The organism is Pseudomonas sp. LBUM1674 (assembly GCF_059695635.1).
On the sequence record NZ_CP166779.1, the window covers coordinates 2772348 to 2793265 of the forward strand.

Consider the following 20918-nt stretch of genomic DNA (forward strand, 5'->3'; position numbering starts at 1 on the left):
CGAGACGTGTGGAGGTGGTCGCTATGATTTCAGACAAGCTCAAGACTTCACCGCCGGTGCTGAGCGACAACGCGCTGAGCCGCCGACGAGGCCACAAAAGAACCGTGCGCCTGCCCTGGTACGGCCTCGGCTTCTCGCTGCCGATCCTGATCTGGCAGTTGATCTTCTTTGTATTCCCGCTGGCGTTCCTGGTGGCGATCAGCTTCTGGCTGGTGCGCAACTTCCGCATGGTACCGACGTTCGAGTGGCTGAACTGGAGCTACATGCTCAGTCGCGGCTTCTTCTGGGATGCCTACGTCCACACCCTGGCCATGGCGGCGGGTGCCACCGTGCTGGTGAGCCTGGTGGCTTTCCCCTGCGCGTATACGATCGCCTTCAAGTTTCGCGAGTCGACCAAACAGTTGCTGGTATTGCTGCTGATCACGCCGTTCTTCACCAGCTATCTGGTGCGTACTTATTCATGGCAGGTGTTCCTCAGCGACAACGGCATCTTCAATGCCGCGCTCGGTCTGCTCGGGCTGGAGCCGTTGGCGATGCTGAACACGACGTTCGGGACCTATGTCGGTTACTTCACGCTGTGCCTGCCGCTGGTGGTGTTGCTGCAGCTGTTCAGCCTGATGTACATCGATCGCTCGTTGATCGAGGCTGCACACAACCTCGGTTGCGGGCGACTGCGTACGGTCTTCCTGGTGGTGATCCCGTCGGCACGGATTGGCATCGTGGTCGCGGCGCTGTTCTGTTTCATCCTGACCTTTGGCGATTTTGTCAGCCCGCTGTACCTGGGCGGCGGCCAGCCACCGACCTTGAGCACCCTGATCACTGACACCACCAAGTCCGGCCAGCAATGGCCGCGGGCGGCCGTGATTGCCACGATGATGATCCTGACGCTGCTGATCACGGCCTTTGCCGCGGTTCGCTTCGCTTACCGGAGACGCCCATGAACGAGCATCGACTGATCAACTTCCTGCTGCGCAGCTTTGTCGTACTGGTGTTCATCTTCATCTTTACACCCATTGCCGGCAGCTTCGTGTTCTCGTTCAACATCGACCGTTTCCCTTCCTTGCCCCTGGGTGGCTTCAGCCTGCACTGGTACGAGACGATCGCCGCCGACCCGGCGGTCTGGCAAGCGTTCAGCAACAGCCTGACGGTGGGGGTGGCGGTGTCGCTGGTCTCGACCCTGCTCGGGTTCACCGCGGCGTACACCGACTTCCGTTACCAGTTCTTCGGCAAGTCGATCTATATGGCGCTGGCACTGCTGCCGCCGACCATTCCGGTGGTGATCATGGGCCTGGCCATGCTGGCCTTCCTGTCGCGGGTCGGGCTGTCCGGCGAGGTTTACGCGGTAATGATCAGCCACATCGTGATGTGTGCGCCGTTCGCCATGGCGGTGATCAGGATGCGCCTGGCGCAGATGGATCCGAACATCGAGGCCGCAGCCTGGAACCTGGGGGCCAATCAGTGGAAGGCCATGCGCTATGTGATCCTGCCATTCACCGCGCCGAGCATCTTCGCCGCGCTGTTCGTGACCATGGCCGTGTCCTTCGATGAGTTCGCGGTCGCCTGGTTCGTCTCGGGGCTTAACGAGACGATCCCGGTGCGCATTCTCAACACCTTGCAAGGGCAGGTGAGCCCGACCATCAACGCGATCGGCACGATCGTCTTCATCACGACCATGACCCTGGTGATCCTCGCGCAGCTGCTGCTGATGCGCCGGCGCAAGCCCGCGACTGCCTGATACCACCTCAATCATCCGAACCCGAAGGATTCAGCCATGACTCAACCGCTGGTGGTATTCGACAACGTGGTCAAGCATTTCGGCAGCTACCAGGCTGTCGAACGCATGAACCTGGACATCTACAAAGGCGAGTTTGTCGCGATCATGGGCTCCAGCGGATGTGGCAAGACCACCACGCTGCGCATGCTCGCGGGGCTCGATAAACCGAGCGAGGGCGAAATTCGTCTGAACGGTGAGCGAATCAATGACCTGTGCTCCTGGGAGCGGGAGACGCCGCTGGTCTGGCAAAACCTGGCCCTGTTCCCGTTTCTCAACGTCCTGGAGAATGTCGAATTCGGCCTGCGCATGAGAGGCATGGCCAAGGCCGAGCGCCGTAAAAAGGCCCTGCACTGGCTTGAGCGGCTGGACCTGGGGGAGTTCGCCACGCGCGATATCAGCCTGCTCTCCGGTGGTCAGCGTCAACGCGTGGCGCTGGCTCGTTCGTTGGTCACCGAACCGCCGATCCTGTTGCTCGACGAACCACTGAGCGCGCTCGATGCTCATCTGAGCGTGCGCATGCAAGGCGTGCTGACCGGACTGCAGAAGGATCTGGGTATCACCTTCGTCTACGTCACCCACAGTCAATCGGAAGCCTTTGCCATGGCGGATCGGGTGGTGATCATGAGTCGGGGCCGGGTTGAACAGATCGGCTCACCGCAGGAGGTGTTCCTGGAGCCGCATAACCGCTTCGTCGCCGAGTTCGTCGGTGGCAAAAACATCCTGTGCGGCACGGTCGCCGGCTTCGACGATGCCGGCTTGGTTCGCCTCGATTCGGCGCACGGTCAATTCCAGGCGCGGTTGCCCCAGGGTAAATCGGTCGTCCCCGGCGAAACGGTCACTGTCTGCGTCAGCGCCGAGCATATCGACCTGATCGCGCAACCCGTGCTGCACAATCGACTGGCCTGTACCGTGGTCGGTGAAGAGTTCATCGGTTCGATGGTCAACATCTATCTCGAAACCAAGGATGGGCTTGAGCTGCAGGTGCAGAAACCGCATGCCGAATACAACCGGCTTGGGGTGAACTGCGGGCAGGAAATCTTTGCCGAATGGGACGGCGTGCATGCGTTGATACTGCGCGGCGACTGACGAGTCTCCCCATTGAATCTTTGCCAGACTCGGGATTTGTGTACGACCCGATTCCTGTAGGAGCTGGCTTGCCAGCGAAGAGGCCCTGTCAGTCGACATCGATGCCGGATGCCAGTCCGCCTTCGCTGGCAAGTCGGGTCGCCGCATCGCAGCTCCTACAATCTTGCCGGATTCGGGATTTGTGTAAGGCGCGGTGTCGCCCGAAACGCAGCGATACAGGTCACCGCCACGATTGTATTTGGTCATGGCTTTGGCTAATCTCGCACAAACACGCAAAAACAGGCATAAGCATGCAAGGCCAGCACTCAGCCTCCGAACTTCCTTATCTGCGTCGACAAAAAATCCTGCTGATCCTCGAGCGCGACGGCAAGGTCATGGCCACGGCCCTGAGTCAGCATTTCGGTGTTTCCGAAGACACCATTCGCCGGGACCTGTCGGAGCTGGCGACCGCCGGGCTGGTGCAACGGGTACACGGTGGGGCGCTGCCGCGGCCCAAGGACACGGGCAAGGATTACTTCACCCGGGTCAGCGAAACCGATGAAGTGAAAACCCGCCTGGCGCAACTCGCCGCGCGCCAGGTTCAAAATGGTCAGATCGTGATTTTCGATTCCGGGAGCACAACGCTGCAGATCGCGCGCTCGCTGCCTTCTGACATTTCCATCACGGCGATCACCGCGTCGCCGATGACCGCGATAACCCTGGCCGAGTACCAAGGCATCAAGGTGATCCTGGCCGGGGGGGCACTCAATCCCGCTACCATGTCCGCCGGCGGTCATGAAACCTTGCGCTTGATCGAGAGCATCAAGGCGGACCTGCTGTTCACCGGTGTCTGCGCCATTCACCCGGAAGTGGGCATCAGCTCGCTGCATTTCGATGAGGTGCCGGTGAAGCAGGCGATGCTCGACAGCGCCTCGCATGTGGTGGCGGTGACCACGGCGGACAAACTGGGAGCGGTGGAGCCCTTTGTTGTCGCGCCGTGCAATCGCATCCATACGCTGATGACCGAGCGACATGTCGCCTCGGGCGATGTCGGGGATTATCGAAAGTTGGGGATCGAGGTGGTTCAGACGGATGCCTGAACCACCCGGCCGGTCCTGGACTACGACTGCGTCGCCAGCGCTTTGCGCGCGGCCTTTTGCGCTTTCATCTCGGCGATTTCACGCTCGCAGGTCGCTACGTCAAAGGAGCCATCCCACTTGGCGATGGCGATCGTGCCGATACCGTTGCCGATCAGGTTGGTCACGGCCCGCGCTTCGTTGAGGAAGCGGTCGATGCCCAGGAGCAACACCAGGCCCACCAGCGGGATGGTGTGGATGGTGGTCAGCGTTGCCGCGAGGGTGACGAACCCGGCGCCGGCAACCCCGGCAGAACCTTTGGAAGTCAGCAGCATGACGCCCAGCAATACGGCCTGATCCATCAGCGTCAGGGGCGTGTTGGTCGCCTGGGCGACAAAGATCGCCGCCATGGTCAGGTAGATGCAGGTGCCATCCGCGTTGAAGGTGTAGCCGGTCGGCAGCACCATGCCCACCACCGATTTTTTGCAGCCGAGCTTTTCCAGCTTGACCATCATGCGCGGCAGTACTGCTTCGGTGGAGCAGGTCCCGAGCGTGATCAGGATCTCGTCCTTGAAATAGCGCAGGAACAGCATCAAAGGCATCCCCGACCATCGCGCGACCGATCCCAGCACGACGATGATGAACAGCAGGGTGGTGGCATACAGCGCGATGAGCAGATGCCCCAGCGACCACAAGGTGCCGATGCCATATTTGCCAATGGTGAACGCCATGCCGGCGCCCGCACCGATCGGGGCCAGGCGCATCACCATGGCGACGATCTTGAACAGGCCTTGCAGGAACAGGTCGATGATGTTGATCAGCGGTTTGCTGGTTTCGCCCATCTGCACCAGGGCCACGCCCATCAACACCGACAGCAGGATCACCTGCAGCATCGAGCCTTTGGCGAACGCATCGATAAACGTACCGGGGATGATGTTGAGGAAGAAATCAACGGTGCCGCCCTGTTCCTGGGCGACCTGGGCGTACTTGCCGATCGCGCCGGCGTCCAGGGTGGTGGTGTTGATATTCATGCCGACACCGGGCTTCATCACGTTGACCACGACCAGGCCGATGACCAGGGCGATGGTCGAAAGGATTTCGAAGTAGATCAGCGCCTTGACGCCGATCCGTCCGACTTCCTTGATGCTGCCCATCTTGGCGATCCCGACCACGACCGTGCCAAAGATGATAGGCGCCAGAAGCATTTTGATCAGCTTGATAAAGCCGTCGGCGAAGGGTTGCAACTTGGCCCCCATGTCGGGCACCAGGTAACCGAAAATAGCGCCGATCACGATACCGATCAGCACTTGCACATACAGCTGGCCATACCAGCGAGACTTGGACGTTTCCACGGATGCACCTCATTTTATTGTTGTGGTGGGCTATGTGGCGTGGCGTGGCGTCATCGGCAGACGCCAACAAACGACGGCTGCGCAAGGCAGCCGTCGTCGCGGATCAGCCTTCGCCGAGTTCGCGCATGACGGCGTACAGCGCGGACTTGGCTTCGAAACCGACACCCGGAATATCCGGCAGCCCGACGTAGCTGTTCTCCACGCGAATCCCGTCAGCGAAACCGCCGAAAGGCTGGAACACATCCGGATAGGATTCATTGCCACCAAGGTGCAGGCCGGCGGCGATGTTAAGCGACATCTGGTGGCCACCGTGGGGCACCACGCGGCGCGATGACCAGCCCAGGTCTTCCATCACTTTCAGGGTGCGCATGTACTCGACCAGGCCGTAGGACAGGGCGCAGTCGAACTGCACGTAGTCGCGATCCGGGCGCATGCCGCCGTGGCGCAGCAAGTTGCGTGCATCCTGATGGGAGAACAGGTTTTCGCCGGTGGCCATCGGCAGGTCGTAGTGGTTCGCCAGCTCGGCCTGCAGGGCGTAGTCGAGCGGGTCGCCTGCCTCTTCGTACCAGAACAGGTTGTAGGGTTTGAGGGCTTCGGCGTAGGCAATTGCGGTCTGCTGATCGAACCGGCCGTTGGCGTCGACCGCCAGGCGCCGGCCGTCACCCACCACCTTGAGCACCGCTTCTATCCTGCGAATATCGTCGGCCAGCGGCGCGGCGCCGATTTTCATCTTGACCACGTCATAGCCACGGTCGAGGTAGCTGCGCATCTCGTCCTGCAGCTTGGTGTCGTCCTTGCCCGGGTAGTAGTAACCCCCGGCGGCGTAGACCCAGACCTTGTCGTCGGCGACACCGTTGCGGTAACGGTCGGCCAGCAGGCGATACAACGGCTTGCCTTCGATCTTGGCGACGGCGTCCCACACCGCCATGTCGATCGTGCCGACTGCGACCGAGCGTTCGCCATGGCCACCTGGCTTTTCGTTGGTCATCAGGGCTTTCCAGATGGCGAACGGGTCGAGGTTGTTGTGCGCGGTGTCGATCAGCGTATCGGGATCGGCTTCGGTGATGCGCGCCAGGAAGCGATCGCGCATCAGCGCGCCCTGGCCGTAGCGACCGTTGGAGTTGAAGCCGTAGCCGATGACGGGTTTGCCGTCGCGAATCTGGTCCGTGATCACCGCTACCACCGAGCAGGTCATTTTTGAAAAATCGATGTAGGCGTTGGCGATAGGGGAGGCAATGGAAACGGTTTTTTCACGGATGTCGACGATACGCATGGCGTGGTCCTCTTGTTGTTGAGGGCCCCACGTTAAGCTTTGCGATGACCCCCGCCCAATGCTATTAATGCCGCGCCCTATGCTCAGGAGGCATTGCCCTTGGAACTCGTCTGGCTTGAAGATTTTGCCGCGTTGGCGGAGTACGGCAGCTTCGTTCGCGCCGCTGAAGCTCGCCATGTGACTCAGCCGGCCTTCAGCCGCAGAGTGCGGTCGCTGGAGAACTGGATGGGGGTCGAACTGTTCATCCGTACCCCGCAAGGGGCGACGCTGACCGAAGCGGGGCAGCAGATGTTGCCCAGTGCCCAGGAAGCCACCAGGCGCCTGTACCGGATGCGCAGCGAAGCACAGGAAGTGGCGGGCATGGCGGCCAGGACCCTGCAGTTCGCGGCGACCCATTCGCTGTCTTTCACCTTCTTCCCACGCTGGCTCAGGCGCGCGGAAAAAGGCACGCCGATCGAGGCCGTGCGCCTGCATTCCGACAGCATGGTGGTCTGTGAACAGATGCTGGTCCAGGGGCAAGTGCAGTTCCTGCTGTGCCATCGCCACCCGGACGTTCCGCCGTTGCTGGCCCCCGATCAGTTCGTCAGCAAAAAAATTGGCGAGGACGTGCTCATTCCGCTGGCCGGTGCTTCGGCCGATTTCGGCTCATCCCCGGCGTCGCTGCCGTACCTGGCTTACACCCAGGAATCCGGGCTCGGCCGGATTGTCGCGCATCGCCTGCAAGGCAAGGAAGATTTCCTGCACCTCAAACCGTTGTTCAGCAGCCACCTCGCCGCAGTGCTGATGTCCATGGCGCTGGAAAACAAAGGCGTGGCCTGGCTGCCCAGGAGCCTGACGGAACAGGAAGTGATCGATGGCCGCCTGGTCAGGGCCCTCGACGAAAGCTGGGATATCCCGCTGGACATTCACCTCACGCGGCCGCTGGCGCCGATCAGTCCGTTTGCCGAGGCGTTCTGGGCCGGGGTGGGTTGCGCCTGAAAGTCAGTGTCGAGTGTCATGGCCTCATCGCGGGCAAGCCCGCTCCCACAGTTACTGAGGTAAGCCAAAAGTGACCTCTGTCATCTCGACACGCGATCACACACGGCCTGCCTGGTCGCCAAACGAAAAAAATAATCCTGATACCAACGCTTGTAACTTTCCTGCGCTTCGGGATCTGCCTGCTGAAGGACTTCCATCAGCCTGGCCTCGGGTACTTCTTCCCAGCGGATTGTTGGCTGGTAAGGGACGTAGCTGCGTGTGGCGCTCTCCAGCGTTAACAGCTGGATCATCGGGAAGTCTTGTCCAAGGCCCCCTGCCAACGCTGTACGAAAGAAGCGCTGCAATAGCACGAAATCTTCCAGCGGCCCCATGAAGTCGTCGTACGAAGGGCTGTTCAATTGGGCTTTCAAGTAACCTGGCAGACGGTTCGATATTCGCTGGCGCAATTGCTGGAGTCCCCGCGCAGGGAAACCCACAGCAGTGGCGTTCGCTTCGCCGGTCACCTTTTCGGGAGCTTGCCCGCGCCGGAGTGAAAAGGTGGTGTGGACCCAAATTTCGATATTTCCAAGACGGTCAGGGGAGCGCTTCAGCCATGTCCAGTCTGGTCCTGCCGCGACTCGTCGCTCCCGATACTGCGGTGTGTGATCTTCAGCAAGCCGGTACTGGTCCGGCAGGCCTGGACCCGCTACATCGGGCATGTTGCCGGGGGAGGCGTAGGAGCCGGTGAGCGTATCGAGCAGCCGATCTGCCTCTGCCACCCTACAGCCCAGCGGTGTATCGGTCAGCACGGGATGAGTGTAAGTCACACGGCTGATCAACTTCCCGTCACCGGGCGCACTCGTCACGGCCACCACTCGATCATCCGCTGCGTAGCGCAGTGCCTGGTTGACGATGGCCGCATCATAGACGCCAAGATTTACCCATTGATCATTCGACATGATCTCCAGGGTGACTTTGGTGGTTGTGGCGCCTGTTGCCGGTTGAAGGGTCCAGCGAATCTGGTTGGCATCAATCCCTTCAGGGTCAGTGTCCTGGCCGATCAATACTTCCCGGACGCGCAAGCCACTTGAAGCCACTTCGAAGTCAGGGGCCCCGGGGAACAGTCGATCATAGCCCCCCAGACGTTCTTGCAATGCTGCTTCCATCGGGGGCGGGTGGAGTTCGGCGACCTTGGTGCTGACCGCCTCGGCGATTTTCGCTTCTCGCAGGGCTTCGGGGCTTGGCGTCCAGCCCTGGCCTTCGGCCGCCATCAGCGACCTGACCAGGTTGCGAGCGTCGTTTGTGGCTTCAAAGGAAGCCTGATGCGCCGCCACGGCAAGCACACCGGGTCGGGCAGAACTCTTGAGTGCTTCGGTCACCCAGTTCTTTGTCCAGGTGTGCGTCCAGGTTCTGACGGCATCCCTGCCCAGGTCTTTAACCAGTGTTTTAGCTTGCCTGCCCAACTCTGTCGTGGGTATGGCGACGACGGGCCCAAAGGCGTGGTCCAGCACGTGTGCAATCAGTTGTCCCTGGGCATTCAGGGGGGCGAGCGGGGTGCCATAGCGCTGTTCGAGCACAGCGGTCAATTGTGCGAAGAGAGTCGGGTTTTCCTGTTCATGGCGAGCGATAGAGGGGGCTATTGCCTGCTCGATCTGTTGTCGTGCTTTGACAATGCCTGCCTTGTCCTCGATAACATCGCCGAGCGTCGCTGCGACCTCTCGCCGGGCTTTCGTCGCGCTGTCGGCAGAGGCAGACACGTCGATGCGCTGACCGGTCAAGGCTGCGCGGACAAATTCAGACTCGCTGCGGTTTAAACGCGTGACTTGCACCCATTGCTCAAAGGCCGTGCTGCGGGTCATATCACTGAGGGCTGCCCGTACGAAAAGCCGGGTGGCGGCCTGGACGGCGGGGACAGCCGTATCTGGATCGACGTCGGCGGCATTGGGCCTCTTTGACGTGGGAATGGCGGACAGCGCTTCTTCCATGTCCCGTTGCGCTTGTTGATCTGCCGCATTCATCCGAAGGTTGTTGATCATCAACTGCATGCTGCGGGTTAGTGGTTCGGCGCTCCAGCCAATCAGGGAAAGAATGAGCAGAGCGGTGGTGAGGTAAGGCAGAGGTTTTCTCACCCTGCCTTGGTCTTCGTCCGATTGTTCGCTGGAGAGCAGGCGTGCCTGGCGCGCCGCAAAGTACAACGTAAGGCCGACGCCGAGTAAACCGAGGATGCCCAGCATTGTGCCGTATTGGCCGATTTCCCTGGTCACCCCATGGATCGACTGTGCCGAGTCAATGACCGCTTGGGGTACGACATGGGTGCTTGAGGCCAGGAAACGGCATGCCTGGATGAGCAGGATCACGGTGCCAATGATGATGGCCCCTATCCACGCCAGATGTCGGACGCGCTTGAGCACTGTCAGGCTGCCTGTACGCGTCTTTCTTTCTTGACGATCGACCGCCTTGCGTCGAATTTTGCCAAGAACCATAAGCCAGAAATGACACAAGGCCCACAGTCCAACAAGCAGTGTCAGGATTGCGTACGGGCGCATGGCGTTCTCCGGCAGACACGGCGCTTGCTTTCACAGCCTTGACCGCAGAACGCGACTGCCGTGCCGATCTTCCTCGATGCACAGAAAATCGAACCCCCACGTTTCTGTGCACGGCCGTCTGTACAGGGGCGCCGAAATCCTGATGCCGCCGTGCCACCCTAGCAGTAAGGTTGCGAAATATTGACAGTGCAACCCGATGAGACGAACGGCCCGCTCGGCGCATCGCTGATGGGTTTGCTCAATGCACAGCGCAGCCCATCAGCCGTGACCCAATGCAATGGCAAACGAGACCACGATCATGCAGGCAAATGCAAAATTGAGATTCATGAAGCGTTCTTCCGCGATAGTCGAATCGGCAACATTTTGCCCGGCGCGGAGAAGAATAAAAAATTCGCCTTCATGATTTGAATGATCGACATAATTGATAACTGGGGTTGATCGACATCAGCGCAACACATAGTCCACCGGCTCCAGGGCCGGGGGAAGTTGCGTCGCCCCCAGCGCCGCCAACACTTCCCGTTCGATGTTGCGCACCATGGCATCGGTGGGCAGGTCGTTTTCGTCGCGGCCGAACGGGTCCTCCAACTCATCGCCGATCGCATCCAGGCCGAAGAATGTGTAGCTGACGATCGCGGTGAAAACCGGCGCCAGCCAGCCCAGCGGTTCGGCCATGGCGAAGGGCAGCAGAATGCAGAAGAGGTAGGTGGTTCTGTGCAGCAACAGGGTGTAGGCAAAGGGCAGGGGCGTGTGCTTGATTCGTTCACAGACTGCCTGGGACCGGGTCAGGTCAGTCAGGTGGTTGGCCATTAACGTATAGCGCCACTCACTGATTGCCCCTGACTCGCCGAGTGCCGAACACTGCTGGCCGACCTCGATCAGGATGCGCCCGCTGATATCGGGCACGTTGCCCGTGGGCAGGGGTTCAAGCCAGTCACACGCGGCATCCAGTTCCTTTTCCGAACGCAGTTTGGCGTTGAGCGCATTGGCGAAACCGCACAGGTTACGCAGGATAACCTGCCGCTCGTTCGCGTTCTTGATGACTTGGGTTTCGCGAATCATCGAACGGATCCCGACGATCATTTCGCCCCAGGCTTTTCGCGCTTCATACCAGCGGTCATAGCAGGCGTTGTTGCGAAAGCTCATGAAAATCGACAGGGACAAGCCCAGCAAGGTGAAAGGCGTGGCGCTGACCTTGGCAAAGTAGCTGGGGTGCAGGGTTTCGACGAGCACGATGACGCAGGCCAGCAGCGTCACCATCAGGCTGCGCAAGGCAATCCGCTTGGCGATCGAGCCCTTGAGCGCACTGAGGATGGTGATCAGGTTGGGTTTGGGTCTGACGATCATGGTGGTCTACCTGCGCCGGACTCCACCTTGAGAGGGGGCTGCGCTGTTCACGGATGTGTTGAGCGCAGGCTAAGTGTAACCGGGCAAGCCGTCCAATCACTGGTTATGACCAGATGATCGATGGGCTCTATGACGGGCCTCGGTTCTGTGACTGACCCGAACCCCTGGTGGGAGTGAGCCTGTGTGGGAGCGAGCCTGCTCGCGATGGACGACAACGATAACGCGTGCTGTCTGAATGAACGCGCCGCTCTTGAGTCCATCGCCGGCAAGCCGGTCTCGCTCCCACATTGATCGGTGCCGGGTCTTGGACATCCGGCCTTTATGGCGTACCGAACATCGCCGTCCAGTAGATCCCCGAATCACTCTTCGGATCAACCGCATAGGCCGCGCCCAATTCCTGGAAGCCCGGGTTCATCAGGTTCGCGCAGTGACCTGGGCTGGACACCCAGCCATCGACCACCTTGCGCACGGTGTCTTGCCCGGCCGCGATGTTCTCGCCGATCTGCTGACCGCTGTAGCCGGCCAGTTCGGCCCGGTCACCCGGCGTGCGGCCATCGCGGTCCTTGTGATCGAAGTAGTTGTTGTTGGCCATCGAGCGCGAGTGAGTCTCGGCCGCTGTGGCCAGCGTGGCGTTCCAGGCCAGTGGCGTGGTGGCGGCAAAGGATTGCGTACCGCACTGGCGTGCCCGACTGCGGGCGACATTGAGTTCGGCCAGCAACTTCTGGCCTTCCGCCTGCCAGTCGCCGAGGCGTGCGCTCAACAGTGGACGGGCGAGCACGATGCGCCATTCACGGTCCTGGCGGCTCACGCCGATGTCGACGAATTGCGGGTCCAGCACCACCTGGCAGAAGCTCTCGCGAATCGCCGTCATGGCCGACTGTGCGTCACGGGGGCCGGACAGGCTGATCGCCTGCACATTGACCATCGGATAACCCGCCGTCGCCAATGCCTGCTGCAGATTGCCGAGGCTGGTCGTGGACAGCGCCAGCCGTGGATCGCCCGCCAGCGGTGGCAACTCCGGGGAGGCCTGGCCCGCGCACGGCTGCGACTGGCTGCGGTAGGTGTTGATCGAGTCGATCAGCTGTTTCTCATCGGCCGCCAACGCATTCACGGCGCACAACAGACCCAGTGTTAACGTGGCAAGACAGCTGACGGATGAAATGAAGCGCATGGAAATCCTCCTTGAACGGACTGCGGCCATAATGCGCGAAGTTGCCCCCTCCAAGGCAACGGATTTTTCAGATTGCCGTGGCGTGATTGCTATCATTTCACTACTACACTGAGACGATACTGCCCACCGAGTCATTTCGATCATGCGCCTCCACTGGATAGCCACCTGCGTTGCCATGATGCTGCTTGCCGGTCCCGCCATCGCCGCGGATCAACAACAAAAACAACAAGCGGCCGAGAACAAGGCTGAGGTGCTCGAGCAAAAAGCCGCCGAGAACAGCAGTCCCGCGCCCGTGCTTAAAGCCGAAGCCATCACTCAGTCTGAAGTCCAGGCCGTTGACCCTGCTGGCGCTGCGCCGCTGGACGATGCGATCACTTGCCTGGCCCGTTCCATCTATTGGGAAGCCAAAGGCAAGGATTCCGTCGACATGGAAGCGGTGGCCAATGTCGTGATGAACCGACTGGGCCACGGAGGATTCCCGGATACGGTGTGTGGTGTGGTCAAGCAAGGCTCCGAAACCAAGAGCTGCCAGTTCTCGTGGTGGTGTGACGGGAGCTCCGATTCGGTCCAGGAAGAGGTGCCTTATGCCCTCGCCAAGGAAATCGCGCGCAAGGCGTTGAACAAGCAACTGCCGGATCGCACCCATGGCGCGCTGTATTTCCACGACCGCACGGTGAAGCCGGGTTGGGCCAGGGAGTACATCAGGACGGCGGATATCGGGTTGTTTCGGTTTTACAAGCCGCATGATGGGTCGGCGAAGTAGGGCCAGAGTGGGCAGTGCAGCGATCCGCGACGCAGGTTAACTTCAGGGCAACTGAAAACTGGCTGTAACGTGCAGGCAGACTCCGATTGTCAAAGTTTGTAGCCGATCTGCCGCAACAGGTTCTTGCGCCACAGGATGTCGTCCTCGCTTTCAATGCCCTTGGCACAGAAACCGTCCACCACGCCCAGAATCGCTCGTCCCTGGTCCGTTTCGGCGAGAATCACTTCAGTCGGGTTGGCCGTTGCACAAAAAATCCGACACACCTCGGGCACCATCTTGACCGTGTTCAATACGTTCAGCGGATAGAAACCGTCACCGAGGAAAATGATGAAGCTGTGGCCGGCGGCGATGGCCTGGGCATTGCGCTGGGCCAGTTCGATCATGGCGGTATCGGTGCCGGACCAGCGCACCAGGCATTGGCCAGAAGCTTCGCAAAACGCCAGGCCAAACTGGATGCCAGGCACGGTGTTGACCAGCGCTTCGTGGATGTCTTCGACGGACTTGATGAAGTGGGTCTGACCGAAAATGAAGTTGGTCGCTTCCGGCTTGTCGATTTTCACTGTGATCAGTTGCATGTCAAACGCCTCCTTTCACGATGCCGCTGCCAGGTTCTGGCCACACATCAAGCATAGCTACCCATACGCTGATGCCTGCCAGTTAACGTGGATCTTGAGCCTGGTGAATGCCTCCTCGCCACAGGGTTTTGTATCGCCCTTTCTGGATACGTGAACATACAAAGGCCTCTCAAACGGACACATTGCAGATACAAAACTGCGGTTACATGGACCCAGTCCCACACTGCATAGAGAGATTTGCCATGTACCGCAGACTGCAGCAGGTCGCCAGGCTCTTCAGCCAGAGCGCGCGTTTGATGGTCGGGGTTCCCGATTACGACAACTACGTCACGCAGATGGCGCTCAATCATCCCGGCGAGCCGGCCATGACCTACTCGGCGTTTTTTCGCGAGCGCCAGGAAGCCCGCTTCGGCCGCGGCAAATGCAATACCCGCTGCTGCTAGAACTTCGCGTAGTTCAACGCATCGACTATGGCCGAACCACCGATCCCGGTCAGCGACAGCAGCAGTGCCCTGATCAGCGGATCTTCGGCGTAGCGTGAGAACGAGCCGGTGGTGAGTGTGGCAACCCGCTCGCGGATCATCTTGAACTTGGCGTAGCCAGGCGTCGTTTCGGGTGTTTCCAGCAGGTAGGTGTCGATTCGTTGCAATGCCAGCGTACGGGACTTTTCCGCTGCACGGCGTAGCGACAGTGCGGAGACCAGCAGAATCAGCGCCGTCAGCAGGTATGAAATGATCAGTCCGGGCGGGGTCGGCCAGTTATCGAACAGGCTGCTGCGCGAGGCCAACAGGATCAACATGACCACCGTCGGTGCGTAGATGAGGCGGCTGACGGCCGAGGTGCGCTTGGCGATCAGTTGCACATCCACCCATGCGTCGATGCACGGATGCCTGAGCATGCCAAAGGTTTTCTTGTGTTGCATCTGCAAGCTGCCGGGCCAGATTGCATGATGTTCGCTGAGATGGCGGATGAATCGCGTCAGCAGCAGGTTGGCGTCCACGACCCAGAACACCAATATCTGGAACACCAGGGTCGGGATCAGCCAAGTCAGCATCCACCACGCCGATTGACCACGAACAGGCATCCCTTCCATGGGCCAGATGACGAACAGCACGCTGGTGGCCACGACGTATAGCCAGGTGGCGAGAAGGGTCCGCAGCATTCGCGCGCCGAACGAACCGCAGACGCAGTGCGCACCCCAGAAGCGGGCAATGACGATCATCTTGCGCCCATCCGTGCACGCGGCTTGTGCCGGTGCGCAGGACTTTGACCATTCTTCGCTGGCGCTCAATAGCGGGAAAAAAATCAGTAGCAGGCAATGTCCCAACTCGTTGCTCCATCGCCGACACTTCCAGTCTTTGCCTCTGCGAATCAAGTGTCGAATCTGGCCCCACAAGGTCATCTCGTATTTGCGCATGTGCAGGCGCAGATGATAAGTGGCTTCAATCTCGGCCCGGTTGACGCGCAGGTTGCGCCAGCCCCATGCCAGCGCCGAGAGGGAGATCAGCACTGCCAGCAACCGCAGCGCCACGGTTGGCCAGGCGCTGATGCCTTCGAACAGGAACATCGGTTCACCGAGCCCGTTGTCGGTCAAGGTGCTGCGCATCTGGTACGCCAGCATCAGGGCAAGGATGAACATGACGAGGGGGACCACGATGTACCAGGCCCGGGCGGTGTATAAGCCAGTGTCTGAACGGGCGGTCGAGGGCTGGGCCAATGCCAGTTGCCTGGCCGAGCGCCGGGTCAGGTTTGACGAAACGATACCCAGCAGGACCAGCACGAAGGTGAACCAGAGGAACTCCGCGTGCCAGAACCGCGTGGCGATAAAGGCGCAGACCGCTGCCACCATGAACAGCGTGATCGGCACACCGCGGACCCAGGCCAGTCGTGCGTCGTGGTTATCGTGCGGACCGTCGATCCGCCACCAGACGATAAACCCGCCGAGTAACAGCAGGGTGAGCGTCAGCGGCCCGGCCCAGAAGAATGACTGGGACTGCTTGAATCGTTCGCGAATCGATCGGCCGGGCTCGGGGTAGGGCGGTGGCGAGGGGTCCTGCAGGCAACGCAGGGCCATCAGGTCGTGGGGGCGTACGCCTCGATCGGACTGGGATTGTGTCGGTGCCTCGCAACTGGCGGGGCGCGACGCGGTCAGCCGGCTGGCCAGGGGAATGAAGCCGCTGATGCCCACTTCATAGATGCCCGGCGACAGCAGCTCCGATTTCGAATAGTCGAACTTCGCGCGCTTGGCATCGAAGGATTGCGGCGCCAGCGCGGCCAGCACCGAGATAAACACCGCACTTTGCAGGCTGTCGCGAAACGGTGGCACGTCCTGTTGCAGGGCGCGGGTCAGCGTCAAGCCATAAGGTGCGGCGAGTATCAGGTTACGCGTGGTTTGCGCCTGGCCCCGTTGCAGCATGCGGGCATCGAGATCGGTGGAAAAGAACAGCTTGTACGGCATCCGGCTCTTGAGCGCTTGCAATACCAACAGCTTGTCGTAGGCGTCGACGCCCAGCACACCGATCGCGCCGATGCCACTTTCGCCGTTGCGTCGATAGGCTTCGTCTTCGCGGGCAATGTGGTCGGCGAGGCGCCGCAGGTAATCGAGCTGGGAGTTGCCGTCGGATTTTTCCAGTGGGCTAAGATCAATTTGCGTGACCTCTTTATTTTTACCAGGATCAGAACCGGCGCTTTTATCGTTGCTCGCGGACTCCTCCGGCAGGCGTCCGTCCAGGCCACGTAAATAGCTGAAGCGCAAAATCCACTGATCGACCACGTCCCTGTGGTTCATTTTATCGCTGCCCAGGCGCGCATCATTGGCGACCTGCGCCTTGAAGCTTTCGATCAGGGCGCGGCTGTAGAAACTGTCCCATTCGGCAATCAAGGCAATGCGATTGCCGCTGCGGCGGAGGTCACGGGTGCACGGCGAGCCGATCCGCAGCAGCGTGCCCTGGCTGCATCGCACGCCGGTGGCCGGATCGACACGGCGCAACTTCAGTTCCTCGAGCATCAGTTGGGTCATGGTGCCGTCGTCGCTGACGGTGCGCAGCAACTTCATGGGGACCCGGTTTTCCAGCGGTGGCGACAGTTTCGGGTAACCACGATCCAGGGTTTCATTATCGGCGGTGGCCAGCGGCGAGTAGATTTCGACAGTGGATGTAGCCTTGCCGAGGTCCTGGTCGTGGAACATGTCGCGCAGAACGGTTGAGGTAGAAGGGCCGATGACCTTCAGAACGGCGTTGGCGGGTGGTTCGGTGCATGGAGTGGGCGTGCAGGCTGCACCGATTTTGCTGGTCAGGGTCTCGCGCAGTTTTTCCAGCTGCTGCAGCGGGGTCGACCCGAGCACGTCCTGTTTCAACCAGAACACGATCGTTCGGTCAGGTGGCGCCGGGGCGCCTTCAAGTGACGTCGGCGGATCAAAGGGGTTGGAGACGAAAATTTCATAAGGCGTGTCGATGAAGCCGGTCTTCTGCGGCACATCCAGTGACAGGTTGGCGGCCAGTCGCAAGCAATGGATGTACTGTTCCTGATCCGGCACCCGGTGGGAATTCTTGAACCCCGCCAGCAGGGCATAACGCATGCGCCGCCGCCGTTCGACTTCGTCGGCGTAAGGGCCGCCTTCGACCAGCGCCACCATGATATCGGGGGCAGGTTCCGCTCCGGACAGCGGCGACATGTCGGGGCCGCAGACAATCTCGGCATCCGGGTTCCTGCTGTCCGTGAGCTTCTTGCGATAACGCTCGACCGCATCGAACGGGTCCTGCCATAGCCGCGCTTCGATGGGCAGTTGTGCCTGGAACTGCGCGCCGACCGGCCGCGGTTCCAGGAAGGGTTCGCGGTTGAGGGCGAACATCGACACTACAAGGCTGAGCATGACCGCGCTGCCTGGGAGCCAGAAGGCCAGGTTGATGCCGGAATCCTTGTTGTCCATGGCCTGTGCCTCTTGTTTTCGGCCAACTGCTTACAGTTATGTATAGACCCGATTAGCGCGTACAGTGCAAACGGGTGGCCTGGAAACAGGTCATGCCACCTTTAAGGTCAAGGGAGACAGCCTCCATGCTTCACATCGGACTCATTGTTTACCCTGGTTTCCAGGTGCTTGGCCTGGCCATGTGCGCGACCTTCGAGTTGGCCAACAAGGCCACGGACGAGGCGGTGTATAGCATTGCCTTGCTGTCCGAGCACGGCGGCACGGTGCAGACCTCCGCCGGGTTTGGCGTGGAGACCACGGCGTTCGACCAGCGTCCGTTCGATACGCTGCTGGTGATGGGCGATAACCTGATCCGTCCGGTTTCATCCGGCATGGTGGAATTTTTGCGCAGTGCCAGCCGGACCACCCGGCGTCTGGGGTCGATCTGCACCGGTGCGATCGCGCTGGCCGAGGCGGGTTTGCTCGATGGCCGGCGCGCGACTACGCACTGGTGTCATGCCCCGGCGCTGCAGAAGGCGTACCCCAAGGTAAAGGTCGAGGAAGACCGGATTTTCATCAACGACGGTAATATCTGGACTGCCGCGGGGATGAGCGCCTGTGTCGATCTGGCGCTGGCCCTGGTGGAAAAGGATCTGGGCGCGGAAGTCGCCCGGCGGGTGGCGCGGCAACTGGTGGTGTACCACCGACGGGCGGGCGGGCAGTCGCAGTTTTCGGTGATGCTGGAACTGGAGCCCAAGACTGATCGCATCCAGGCTGCGTTGACCTACGCCAAGCAGAACCTGAAGTCTGCGTTATCGGTCGAGAAACTGGCCAGTGCGGCCAATCTCAGCCCTCGGCAGTTCAGTCGGGTGTTTCATGCCGAAACCGGGCAATCGCCGGCCAAGGCCATCGAAAACCTGCGGGTGGAAGCGGCGCGCCTGATGATGGAAACCGGTCGGCACCCTATCGACGTGGTGGCGACCGATACCGGGTTTGGCGATCGGGAGCGGATGCGTCGGGCGTTTATCCGGGCTTTCGGGCAACCGCCGCAGGTGATTCAGCGGGCCAACCGCGGCTGATCACACTTGTAGAAACACCGCTTGCCGGCGATGGTGTCCTCGAAATCGCCTTCGCTGTAGGAGCTGGCGTGTCGGATCGCCGCACCGCAGCGAAGGCGGCGTGTCAGTCGACATCGATGCCGAATGTCAGTCCGCCTTCGCTGCGGTGCGGCGATCCGACAAGCCAGCTCCTACAGGGTTTTGTGTCGGTCTTACAGCTCCTGACCCAAAAAGATCAGCGTATTGCCATGTGCCTCAGCCGCTGCCCGCTGGTTGTAGCTGTCCCGATGCGAGCAGTTGAAGCCATGTTCGGCCTCTGGATACACGACAATTTCCACGTTGTCGTTGTTCTCGAAACGCTTGGCAATTTTCTCCACGGCGTCCAGCGGAATGTGGCTGTCCTCTTCACCGAAATGCATCAGCAGCGGCACTTCGATGTCATCGGCGCGTTCCAGTTGGTTCTGGATCCCGCCGCCATAATAAGCAACGGCCACGTCCACCAGCCCATTGGCAGCCGTGTGGTAGGACAGCAGGCCGCCAAAGCAGTAGCCGATGGAGGCGATCCCGCCGTCCAGGCCCGGCTGGGCTTTCAATGCGTCGATGGCCAGTTCGATGTCTTTCTGCGCCTGGCCGACGTCGGTGGCGTTCATCAACTCGACGGCGCGTTTCCAGCCGGCTTCGTCGTAGGTCAGTTCAATGCGCTGGCCGCTGCGCCAGAACAGGTCCGGTGCGATGACCAGGTAGCCGTCGGCAGCGTATTGCTCGGCGACCGAGCGAATGTGTTCATTCACGCCGAAGATCTCCTGGATCAGCACGATCCCCGGGCCCTTGCGGGTATGGGGGATGGCCAGGTAAGCGCCGAATTTACCGTCGGCGCTGTCAATCTCGATCCATTGGGTGGTCACGCTCATGATGGCTCCTGTCTACACAAGTGAAGTGGGAAGTGAAGCTTGTCACGGTAACATTTCAACGAGGGTTGTGACGCCAGAAGAATCGAGCCAGCAGCGCGTCGACACTGAGCTTGCCGGCGCCAGAGAGCAACAGCGGCATAAAGGCCACCAGGTAGATCAGCGGCAGCTTGAAGTTGCCGTGCCCCTTGTTACTGATGGCGTAACCCTGGGCAAGCTCACTCAATGTAGACCAATCGGCCGGCCAGTGAACGGCGGCGGTCGCAACGAGGGTCACCACGATCAGAATGAAGGCCGAAACCCGCGTCCCCAGGCCGATCAACAGGGCGAGTGCGCAAATCAGTTCGGCCCACATCGACAGTTCCCAGTTCAACGTGGCCGACACGTGGTTGAACGGAAACGGAAAGCGGTCCTGGATATCGGCGAACCAGTTCTGCCCATTGAATTTTTCCAGGCCTGATTCGAAGAACTCCCAGGCGAGGAACACCCGCAGGGTCAGGGGCGCGATCCAGGTACCGGTACGGTCGAGGTTCAGGTGCAGGCCTTTGACGGCCGAAGAGAGTGAGGTGGTCATGGACGAGATCTCCGTTCAGTCAGGGATGTGGGGCAACGGCATGCCCCACGCCAGGGGCTACTCACCGGCGCCGCACTTGCCTTCGCCACATTTGCCTTCTGCCGGTTTTTCCGCGGTGTCGGCCTGGGCCTGGCTATAGCCATGGGCCAGTTGCTTCATGCTGAATGTTTCCGACTCGGAGGCCGATGCCACATTGGACAGGGCCAGGCCACCGGCGATGATCAGGCCGAGGGTCAGGGAAGAAGTCGAGAGCTTGAACATGGTGATACTCCGTAGCATTGAGTGAATTGAGTGAATTGAGCGCCTTGACCGGCTTGGCCGATCGACAGGCGCATTTCATCAAGCGGGTGTATCTGCGGTGTGTCTTTGGTGTCGGGTTATAGCGGCGGGGTGTGTCGGGAAGGGGGCTATACACATACTGATACACAGGCAATACAACACAAAAAATGTGGGAGCGAGCCTGCTCGCGAAAGCGGTGTGTCAGACAACATAAATGTCGATTGTCTGTCCGCATTCGCCGGCAAGCCGGTCTCGCTCCCACAGGGGGATCAGGGTTTAAGGCATCGCTGATGACG

Annotated in this window: 19 protein-coding genes; 9 read left to right on the forward strand and 10 right to left on the reverse strand. The window is 60.5% G+C overall.

Features of this window, described 5'->3' with window-relative positions:
- Positions 1–23: 23 nt before the first annotated feature.
- The 4 genes from ACA067_RS12940 (at position 24) to ACA067_RS12955 (ending at position 3939) form a co-directional block, all read left to right on the forward strand.
- Positions 24–941 carry an ABC transporter permease gene (locus tag ACA067_RS12940; RefSeq protein WP_497462113.1) on the forward strand — a complete coding sequence of 306 codons (918 nt, stop codon included), beginning with the start codon at positions 24–26 and terminating at the stop codon, positions 939–941.
- The gene (locus ACA067_RS12945) at positions 938–1735 is read left to right on the forward strand and encodes an ABC transporter permease (RefSeq protein ID WP_497462114.1); all 798 of its coding nucleotides are present in this window, start codon (positions 938–940) and stop codon (positions 1733–1735) included. Before ACA067_RS12940 ends, ACA067_RS12945 begins: the two co-directional genes overlap by 4 nt.
- Positions 1736–1771: 36 nt before the next feature.
- A complete protein-coding gene (locus ACA067_RS12950; protein WP_497462115.1) occupies positions 1772–2860 on the forward strand; it encodes an ABC transporter ATP-binding protein in 1089 nt (362 codons plus the stop codon).
- A 290-nt stretch (positions 2861–3150) separates the two neighbouring features.
- Positions 3151–3939 (forward strand): DeoR/GlpR family DNA-binding transcription regulator, encoded by a 789-nt coding sequence (locus tag ACA067_RS12955; protein WP_497462116.1) that lies wholly within the window; start codon positions 3151–3153, stop codon positions 3937–3939.
- A gap of 20 nt (positions 3940–3959) precedes the next feature.
- Here the strand turns inward: ACA067_RS12955 and dctA are convergent, their stop codons facing one another.
- Positions 3960–5267, reverse strand: coding sequence for a C4-dicarboxylate transporter DctA (gene dctA, locus ACA067_RS12960; RefSeq protein ID WP_497462117.1), 1308 nt, complete (start codon positions 5265–5267; stop codon positions 3960–3962).
- Positions 5268–5370: 103 nt separating this feature from the next.
- Positions 5371–6540: a mandelate racemase/muconate lactonizing enzyme family protein gene (locus ACA067_RS12965; protein ID WP_497462118.1), complete on the reverse strand. Its 1170-nt coding sequence runs from the start codon at positions 6538–6540 to the stop codon at positions 5371–5373.
- Positions 6541–6639: 99 nt separating this feature from the next.
- Here ACA067_RS12965 and ACA067_RS12970 point away from each other — a divergent pair, with 99 nt between their 5' ends.
- Complete coding sequence (locus ACA067_RS12970; protein ID WP_497462119.1) at positions 6640–7518, forward strand: LysR family transcriptional regulator; 879 nt, start codon at positions 6640–6642, stop codon at positions 7516–7518.
- 80 nt (positions 7519–7598) lie between these two features.
- On the opposite strand, the gene ACA067_RS12975 is transcribed toward ACA067_RS12970, so the two are convergent.
- Positions 7599–10043: a hypothetical protein gene (locus tag ACA067_RS12975; RefSeq protein WP_497462120.1), complete on the reverse strand. Its 2445-nt coding sequence runs from the start codon at positions 10041–10043 to the stop codon at positions 7599–7601.
- A gap of 180 nt (positions 10044–10223) precedes the next feature.
- On the opposite strand from ACA067_RS12975, the gene ACA067_RS12980 reads away from it, so the two are divergent.
- Entirely contained in the window at positions 10224–10451 is a 228-nt protein-coding gene (locus ACA067_RS12980) for a hypothetical protein (RefSeq protein WP_497462121.1), read from the forward strand.
- Between the two features lie 36 nt (positions 10452–10487).
- Here ACA067_RS12980 and ACA067_RS12985 read toward each other — a convergent pair whose 3' ends face one another.
- Both ACA067_RS12985 and ACA067_RS12990 read right to left on the reverse strand, forming a co-directional pair.
- Positions 10488–11387, reverse strand: coding sequence for a bestrophin family protein (locus ACA067_RS12985; protein ID WP_497462122.1), 900 nt, complete (start codon positions 11385–11387; stop codon positions 10488–10490).
- A 319-nt stretch (positions 11388–11706) separates the two neighbouring features.
- Complete coding sequence (locus ACA067_RS12990) at positions 11707–12558, reverse strand: CAP domain-containing protein (protein ID WP_497462123.1); 852 nt, start codon at positions 12556–12558, stop codon at positions 11707–11709.
- Positions 12559–12700: 142 nt separating this feature from the next.
- On the opposite strand from ACA067_RS12990, the gene ACA067_RS12995 reads away from it, so the two are divergent.
- The gene (locus ACA067_RS12995; protein WP_497462124.1) at positions 12701–13321 is read left to right on the forward strand and encodes a cell wall hydrolase; all 621 of its coding nucleotides are present in this window, start codon (positions 12701–12703) and stop codon (positions 13319–13321) included.
- 89 nt (positions 13322–13410) lie between these two features.
- Here the strand turns inward: ACA067_RS12995 and ACA067_RS13000 are convergent, their stop codons facing one another.
- Positions 13411–13896, reverse strand: a complete 486-nt coding sequence (locus tag ACA067_RS13000; RefSeq protein ID WP_497462125.1) for an adenosine-specific kinase — start codon at positions 13894–13896, stop codon at positions 13411–13413.
- A gap of 242 nt (positions 13897–14138) precedes the next feature.
- On the opposite strand from ACA067_RS13000, the gene ACA067_RS13005 reads away from it, so the two are divergent.
- Positions 14139–14339, forward strand: coding sequence for a YbdD/YjiX family protein (locus tag ACA067_RS13005; RefSeq protein ID WP_497462126.1), 201 nt, complete (start codon positions 14139–14141; stop codon positions 14337–14339).
- Here ACA067_RS13005 and ACA067_RS13010 read toward each other — a convergent pair.
- Entirely contained in the window at positions 14336–17824 is a 3489-nt protein-coding gene (locus ACA067_RS13010; protein ID WP_497462127.1) for a hypothetical protein, read from the reverse strand. The genes ACA067_RS13005 and ACA067_RS13010 overlap by 4 nt on opposite strands.
- A gap of 125 nt (positions 17825–17949) precedes the next feature.
- On the opposite strand from ACA067_RS13010, the gene ACA067_RS13015 reads away from it, so the two are divergent.
- Entirely contained in the window at positions 17950–18882 is a 933-nt protein-coding gene (locus ACA067_RS13015) for a GlxA family transcriptional regulator (protein WP_497462128.1), read from the forward strand.
- Positions 18883–19073: 191 nt separating this feature from the next.
- Here ACA067_RS13015 and ACA067_RS13020 read toward each other — a convergent pair whose 3' ends face one another.
- Genes ACA067_RS13020 through ACA067_RS13030 form a run of 3 tightly spaced genes read right to left on the reverse strand, consistent with a single transcriptional unit; the run spans position 19074 to position 20604 of the window.
- Positions 19074–19772 (reverse strand): dienelactone hydrolase family protein, encoded by a 699-nt coding sequence (locus tag ACA067_RS13020; protein ID WP_497462129.1) that lies wholly within the window; start codon positions 19770–19772, stop codon positions 19074–19076.
- Between the two features lie 55 nt (positions 19773–19827).
- Complete coding sequence (locus ACA067_RS13025) at positions 19828–20343, reverse strand: HvfX family Cu-binding RiPP maturation protein (protein ID WP_497462130.1); 516 nt, start codon at positions 20341–20343, stop codon at positions 19828–19830.
- A 57-nt stretch (positions 20344–20400) separates the two neighbouring features.
- Complete coding sequence (locus ACA067_RS13030; RefSeq protein WP_497462131.1) at positions 20401–20604, reverse strand: HvfA family oxazolone/thioamide-modified RiPP metallophore; 204 nt, start codon at positions 20602–20604, stop codon at positions 20401–20403.
- Between the last annotated feature and the right edge of the window lie 314 nt (positions 20605–20918).